At 63.9% G+C, this 6,491-nt stretch carries 5 protein-coding genes; 1 reads left to right on the top strand and 4 read right to left on the bottom strand.

Going from position 1 to position 6,491, the window contains the following annotated elements:
* Positions 1 to 144: kinase/pyrophosphorylase (locus Q8Q83_RS10735; RefSeq protein ID WP_305623569.1), on the top strand; the 144-nt coding region annotated here is incomplete at its 5' end.
* Between the two features lie 81 nt (positions 145 to 225).
* Here Q8Q83_RS10735 and prpD read toward each other — a convergent pair.
* The 4 genes from prpD to Q8Q83_RS10715 all read right to left on the bottom strand — a co-directional run.
* On the bottom strand, positions 226 to 1,710 hold the full coding sequence (gene prpD / locus Q8Q83_RS10730) for a 2-methylcitrate dehydratase (RefSeq protein WP_305623565.1): 1,485 nt from the start codon (positions 1,708 to 1,710) through the stop codon (positions 226 to 228).
* Positions 1,711 to 1,946: 236 nt separating this feature from the next.
* Positions 1,947 to 3,149 (bottom strand): 2-methylaconitate cis-trans isomerase PrpF, encoded by a 1,203-nt coding sequence (gene prpF, locus Q8Q83_RS10725; RefSeq protein ID WP_305623563.1) that lies wholly within the window; start codon positions 3,147 to 3,149, stop codon positions 1,947 to 1,949.
* Positions 3,150 to 3,213: 64 nt separating this feature from the next.
* On the bottom strand, positions 3,214 to 5,832 hold the full coding sequence (acnD, locus tag Q8Q83_RS10720) for a Fe/S-dependent 2-methylisocitrate dehydratase AcnD (RefSeq protein ID WP_305623567.1): 2,619 nt from the start codon (positions 5,830 to 5,832) through the stop codon (positions 3,214 to 3,216).
* A gap of 14 nt (positions 5,833 to 5,846) precedes the next feature.
* Positions 5,847 to 6,491, bottom strand: a 645-nt coding sequence (locus tag Q8Q83_RS10715; RefSeq protein WP_305623561.1) for a citrate/2-methylcitrate synthase, incomplete at its 5' end; no start/stop codon positions are given.

The following is a 6,491-nucleotide window of genomic DNA, read 5'->3' as shown; positions in this document are numbered from 1 at the left end:
GCCCAGTGCGAATTCGAAGTGCGCGAGGTGGAAAACCTGTTCCGCCGTGAAAACATTGCCTTTATCAACTCCACCTATTTTTCCGTGGAAGAGATCTCCGCCAAGATTCTGGTGGAGAAAGGCGTCGAGCGTCGCCTGAAGTAGACGGCAGCTGCAAGCTAGAGCCTGCGCTCTGGCTTTTTCTTGCGGCTTGCCGCTTATGACTTATGGCTTAGCGCTTAGCGCTTAAATCACCCACAAATCCATAAAGCGGTTAACCGGGGTGGCTTCAAGCCGCGCCTGATCCTGGCACAGGCTGAAGATGTCAGCCGAGCGCCGCGCGGTGAACCTGGTCGCCAGGTTGGCCTTGAACTTGTCTTCCAGCAGCGGAATGCCCTCTTCGCGGCGACGACGGTGACCGACGGGGTACTCGACCGCGACCTGCTCCGTGCTGGAGCCATCCTTGAAGAACAGCTGAATGGCATTGGCAATCGAGCGCTTGTCGGCCTCCAGGTACTCGCGGCTGTAACGCGGATCTTCGACTATGTGCATCTTCTCGCGCAGCTCGTCGATGATCGGGTGGGCGGCGTGGAAGTCGTCCTCGTACTGCTCGGCCAACAGACTGCCGAAGGCCAGCGGCACGGCCGTCATGTACTGGATGCAGTGGTCACGGTCGGCCGGGTTGGCCAGCTTGCCGACCTTGGAGATGATGCGGATCGCCGATTCCTGGGTGGTGATGACGATTCTGTCGATCTCGTGCAGACGATCCTTGACCTGCGGGTGCAGGGTCACTGCGGCTTCACAGGCGGTTTGCGCGTGGAACTCGGCCGGGAAACTGATCTTGAACAGCACGTTCTCCATCACATAGCAGCCGAAGCCCTGGGGAAAGCTGAACTGGCGCGCCTCGATAGGCTTCAGCGCCAGGTCCTGATTGGTGTGACTGAACAGCACGTCGTAGAAGCCCCACTGCGGCGCGGTCAGCACCCCTGGGATGCCCATCTCGCCACGCATGGCGATGTCGGCCAGACGCACGCCGCGGCTGGAGGCATCGCCGGCGGCCCAGGACTTGCGCGAGCCGGCGTTCGGTGCGTGACGGTAGGTACGCAGCGCCTGGCCGTCGACGAAGGCGTGGGACAATGCGGACAACAGCTGCTCGCGGCCCGCGCCCATCAGCTTGGCGGTCACCGCGGTGGAGGCCAGCTTGACCAGGAATACGTGGTCCAGGCCGACGCGGTTGAAGGAGTTCTCCAGGGCGAACACGCCCTGAATCTCATGGGCCATGATCATGGCTTCCAGCACCGCGCGCATAGTTAGCGGCGCCTCACCCTGGGCGATGCGCCGCTGCGCCAGGTGGTCGGCCACGGCCAGGATGGCGCCGATATTGTCCGACGGATGCCCCCACTCGGCCGCCAGCCAGGTGTCGTTGTAATCCAGCCAACGGACGATGCAGCCGATATCCCAGGCGGCCTTGAGCGGATCCAAGCACAAGCGGGTGCCCGGTACGCGGGCGCCGTTGGGCACCACCGTGCCTTCGACTATGGGGCCCAGGTGCTTGGTGCACTCGGGAAAACGCAGGGCCAGCAAAGCGCAACCGAGGCTGTCCATCAGGCAATGGCGGGCGGTATTCAGGGCCTCCTCGGACTCGATCCGGTAGTTCAGCACATAGTCGGCGATGTCCTGGATCACCTGGTCGTAGTCGGGACGCTCGTTCAGGTCGACATTGACGCTCATGCTTCGATCTCCCTGGATGGCAGGTTGATGGGGTTGGCCACGGCATCCTTCGTTCGTGGTCTCGTATTCAGTGTAGGAGCGGGCCATGCCCGCGAATCGCACACATGGCGTGCTCCTACAGGAAGACTGTCGCCGCCAGGCAGACAGACGTTGCCGATGGGGGCACCCGCCCTACGACCGAAATGAAAGAGCCAGGGCTTGGGCCCGGGCTTTTTCATCTGGAGGTACGGCGCGCCTTAGAACGCATCGCCGGGCACACGCACCCAGCCTTCCATCAGCACCCGGGCGCTGCGGCTCATGATCGCCTTGGTCACAGTCCAGTCGCCGTTGACCTGAGCCGCTGCGGCGCCTACGCGCAGGGTGCCGGACGGATGACCGAAGCGCACCGCACTCAGCGCCCCACCACCGGCGGCCAGATTGACCAGCGTGCCCGGAATCGCCGCGGCGGTGCCTATGGCCACGGCCGCGGTGCCCATCATGGCGTGGTGCAGCTTGCCCATGGACAGCGCCCGCACCAGCAGATCCACGTCAGCGGCTGCTACCTGTTTGCCACTGGACGACACATAAGGCGCCGGCCTCGCCACGAAGGCCACCTTGGGCGTGTGTTGGCGCTGGGCGGCTTCACTGACATCCTTGATCAAGCCCATACGCAGCGCGCCATAGGCGCGGATGCTCTCGAACCTGGCCAGGGCCTGGGCGTCGCCATTGATGGCGTCCTGCAACTCGGTACCGCTATAGCCGAGGTCTTCGGCGTTGACGAAGATGGTCGGGATGCCGGCATTGATCAGGGTCGCCTTGAGGGTGCCCCCTTTCACGACATCGACAGGCACCTCCAGAACGTCCACCAGATTGCCTGTGGGGAACATGGAGCCGCCCTCGCCTTCGCCCTCATCGGCGGGGTCCAAGAATTCGACCTGCACTTCGGCCGCCGGAAAGGTCACGCCATCCAGCTCGAAGTCGCCGGTTTCCTGCACCAGGCCGTTGGTGATGGGGACGTGGGCGATGATGGTCTTGCCGATATTGGCCTGCCAGATACGCACGGTGCACAGGCCGTTGTCGGGAATGCGCGCCGGATCGACCAGAGCATTGCTGATGGCAAAGGAGCCGACCGCTGCGGTCAGGTTGCCGCAGTTGCCGCTCCAATCGACGAAGGCCTGGTCGATGGACACCTGGCCGAACAGATAGTCGACGTCGTGCTCCGGCTTGGCGCTCTTGCTCAGGATCACCGTCTTGCTGGTGCTGGAGGTCGCCCCGCCCATGCCGTCGATCTGCTTGCCGTAGGGGTCGGGGCTGCCGATGACTCGCAGCAACAGCTTGTCACGGGCCACGCCGGGCACCCGGGCGGCCTCGGGTAAATCCTCAAGCTTGAAAAACACGCCTTTGCTGGTGCCGCCACGCATATAGGTGGCGGCAATCTTGATCTGAGGTATGTGGCTCATAGATAGCTCCAAAAAAGATCGGACGCCCTGAGCAGGCGTCCGCTCCGCAGGACAGGCAGCCGGATCAGGCCGTGACAGTCGACTCGAGGAAATCCTGGGCGAAGCGCTGCAACACGCCGCCGGCCTCGTAGATCGACACCTCCTCGTCGCTGTCCAGGCGACAGGTCATCGGCACTTCGACGCGCTCACCGTTCTTGCGGTTGATCACCAGGGTCAGGGTGGCGCGTGGGGTGCGCGCGCCGATCACATCGAAAGTTTCGCTGCCGTCGATGCCCAGGGTCTTGCGCGTGGTGCCCGGCTTGAACTCCAGCGGCAGCACGCCCATGCCGATCAGGTTGGTGCGGTGGATGCGTTCGAAGCCTTCGGCGGCTATGGCTTCCACACCGGCCAGGCGCACGCCCTTGGCCGCCCAGTCGCGGGACGAACCCTGACCGTAGTCGGCACCGGCGACAATGATCAGCGGCTGCTTGCGCTGCATATAGGTTTCGATGGCTTCCCACATGCGCGTGACCCGGCCTTCCGGCTCGATACGCGCCAGCGAACCCTGCTTGACCTTGCCGTTCTCCTGCACCATTTCGTTGAGCAGTTTGGGGTTGGCGAAGGTCGCACGCTGCGTGGTCAGGTGGTCGCCGCGGTGGGTGGCGTAGGAGTTGAAGTCCTCCTCCGGCAGGCCCATCTTGTGCAGGTACTCACCGGCCGCGCTGTCCAGCATGATGGCGTTGGACGGCGACAGGTGGTCGGTGGTTATGTTGTCCGGCAGCACCGCCAGCGGACGCATGCCTTTCAGCGTGCGCGCGCCGGCCAGGGCGCCTTCCCCCTCTTTATCCCAATAGGGCGGACGGCGGATATAGGTGCTCATCGGCCGCCAGTCGTACAGCGGGCTGACCTTGGCGCCCTGCTCGCGGCCCAGATCGAACATCGGGATATAGACCTGGCGGAATTGCTCGGGCTTGACCGCGGCCTTGACCACCGCGTCGATTTCCTCGTCGCTTGGCCAGATATCCTTCAGGCGGATTTCGCGGCCATCCACCAGGCCCAGCACATCCTTTTCGATATCGAAGCGGATGGTGCCGGCAATCGCATAGGCCACCACCAGCGGCGGCGAGGCAAGAAAGGCCTGCTTGGCGTAAGGGTGGATACGCCCGTCGAAGTTGCGGTTACCGCTCAATACGGCGGTGGCATACAGGTCGCGGTCGATAATTTCCTGCTGAATAACCGGATCCAGCGCACCGGACATACCGTTGCAGGTGGTGCAGGCGAAGGCCACCACGCCAAAACCGAGCTGTTCCAACTCCTGCTCCAAACCGGCTTCCTGCAGATACAGCTTCACGGTCTTCGAGCCGGGAGCCAGGGACGACTTGACCCAGGGCTTGCGGCGCAGGCCCAGCTTGTTGGCGTTGCGCGCCAACAGGCCGGCGGCGATCACGTTGCGCGGGTTGCTGGTGTTGGTGCAACTGGTGATGGCGGCGATGATCACCGCGCCATCCGGCATCAGGCCTTCTGCTTCCTGCACGCGGGCCTGGTCCAGGCCGACAGCAATGCCCTTGGCCGCCAGGTCACTGGTCGCCACCCGCGCGTGGGGGTTGCTCGGCCCGGCCATAGTGCGCACCACGCTGGACAGGTCGAAGCTCAGGCTGCGTTCGTACTCAGCCGTTTTCAGGCTGTCGGCCCACAGGCCGGTGTGTTTGGCGTAGGTCTCGACCAGTTGCACCTGCTGGTCTTCACGGCCGGTGAGCTTCAAGTAGTCGATGGTCTGCTGGTCGATAAAGAACATCGCCGCGGTGGCGCCGTATTCCGGGGCCATATTGGAGATGGTCGCGCGGTCGCCCAGGGTCAGCGCCGCAGCGCCTTCGCCATGGAACTCCAGGTAGGCGCCGACCACCTTGGACTGGCGCAGGAACTCGGTCAGGGCCAGCACCACGTCGGTGGCGGTGATGCCGGGCTGCGGCTTGCCCGACAGCTCGACGCCGATAATGTCCGGCAGACGCATCCAGGAGGCGCGGCCGAGCATGACGTTCTCCGCTTCCAGGCCACCGACACCGATGGCGATCACGCCGAGGGCATCGACATGCGGGGTGTGGCTATCGGTACCCACGCAGGTGTCGGGAAAGGCCACGCCGTCCCGAGTCTGGATCACCGGCGACATTTTCTCCAGATTGATCTGGTGCATGATGCCGTTGCCCGGCGGGATCACATCGACGTTCTTGAACGCCTGCTTGGTCCAGTTGATAAAGTGGAAACGGTCTTCGTTGCGCCGGTCTTCGATGGCGCGATTCTTCTCGAACGCCTGCGGATCGAAGCCGCCGCACTCCACCGCCAGGGAATGGTCGACTATCAGCTGCACCGGCACCACCGGGTTGACCTGGGCCGGGTCACCGCCCTGCTCGGCTATGGCGTCCCGCAGGCCGGCCAAGTCGACCAGCGCGGTCTGACCGAGGATGTCGTGGCACACCACGCGCGCCGGGTACCAGGGGAAATCCAGGTCGCGTTTACGCTCGATCAGCTGCTTGAGCGAAGCGCTCAAGGTGGCTGGATCGCAGCGGCGCACCAGGTTCTCGGCCAGCACCCGCGAGGTATAGGGCAGCTTGGCGTAGGCCCAGGGGGCGATGGCCTCGACCGCGGCGCGGGCATCGAAATAGTCCAGCGCGCTGCCAGGCAGGGCTTTGCGATAGTGGCTGTTCATCATGCTGTTCATGGTCAAGTGCGCTCCTTGAGCGGCACGAAGCTCAGGTCTTCCGGCCCGACATAGTTGGCGCTCGGACGGATGATCTTGCCGTCGATGCGCTGCTCGATCACGTGAGAAGACCAGCCGGAGGTGCGGGCGATGACGAACAGCGGGGTGAACATGGCGGTGGGCACGCCCATCATGTGGTAGCTGACGGCGCTGAACCAATCCAGGTTGGGGAACATCTTCTTGATTTCCCACATGGTCGATTCCAGGCGTTCGGCGATGTCGAACATCTTCATATTGCCCTGCTCGGCGGACAGCTCGCGGGCGACTTCCTTGATCACCTTGTTGCGCGGGTCGGCCACTGTGTAGACCGGATGACCGAAACCGATCACCACTTCCTTCTTCTCCACCCGGGCGCGGATATCGGCCTCGGCCTCATCCGGGTTGTCGTAGCGCTTCTGGATCTCGAAGGCCACCTCGTTGGCACCGCCGTGCTTGGGCCCGCGCAGCGCACCTATGCCCGCGGCGATGGCCGAATACATGTCGGAACCGGTGCCGGCAACCACGCGCGAGGCGAAGGTGGAGGCATTGAACTCGTGCTCGGCGTAGAGAATCAGGCTGGTGTGCATGGCGCGCACCCAGCTGTCGCTCGGCTGCTGGCCGTGCAGCAG

Origin of the sequence: Pseudomonas sp., assembly GCF_030696055.1 — a bacterium.
Lineage (GTDB): Bacteria > Pseudomonadota > Gammaproteobacteria > Pseudomonadales > Pseudomonadaceae > Aquipseudomonas.
Note: the sequence above shows the minus strand (reverse complement) of the source record. Positions and strands in the feature narration are given on the sequence as shown.

What these genes read in the sequence shown, in the direction of transcription:
- acnD (WP_305623567.1), bottom strand. Translation starts at nt 5,832, where the DNA reads ATGAACAGCCACTATCGCAAAGCCCTGCCTGGCAGCGCGCTGGACTAT.
- prpF (WP_305623563.1), bottom strand. Translation starts at nt 3,149, where the DNA reads ATGAGCCACATACCTCAGATCAAGATTGCCGCCACCTATATGCGTGGC.
- prpD (WP_305623565.1), bottom strand. Translation starts at nt 1,710, where the DNA reads ATGAGCGTCAATGTCGACCTGAACGAGCGTCCCGACTACGACCAGGTG.